The following is a 517-nucleotide window of genomic DNA, read 5'->3' on the forward strand; positions in this document are numbered from 1 at the left end:
CAGCACCCCCACCCCCTCCGCCCACGCCGCACCATCGGCCGACGCCGAGAACGACTTGCACCGCCCGTCCTCCGACAGCGCCCGCTGCCGCGAGAACTCCACGAACGGCACCGGCGAGGCCATGACGGTCACGCCTCCGGTGAGGGCGAGCGTGCACTCCCCGCGCCGGAGTGCCTGCACGGCCAGGTGCATGGCGACCAGCGAGGAGGAGCAGGCGGTGTCGACGGTCATGCTGGGTCCCTCGAGGCCGAGGGTGTAGGAGACGCGCCCGGACAGCACGCTGGAGGCGCTGGAGGTGAAGAGGGTGCCCTCGACGGAGCCGGGGGCGAGCTCCAGGAAGCGGGTGGAGTAGTGCTCGTACATGCATCCGGCGTAGACGCCGGTGCGGCTGCCGCGCAGCGTGGCCGGGTCGATCCCGGCCCGCTCCAGCGCCTCCCACGACGACTCCAGGAACAGACGGTGCTGCGGATCGGTCGCCAGCGCGCTGCGCGGGCTCATCCCGAAGAACGCCGCGTCG

General features: G+C 72.7%; 1 protein-coding gene. It reads right to left on the reverse strand.

Annotated elements, in window-relative coordinates; translation table 11 throughout:
- Positions 1–517: beta-ketoacyl synthase N-terminal-like domain-containing protein (locus ACLQ2R_RS39530; RefSeq protein WP_425966544.1), on the reverse strand; the 517-nt coding region annotated here is incomplete at both ends.

The sequence above is a fragment of the Streptosporangium sp. DT93 genome (assembly GCF_049844535.1).
Taxonomy (GTDB): Bacteria; Actinomycetota; Actinomycetes; order Streptosporangiales; family Streptosporangiaceae; genus Streptosporangium.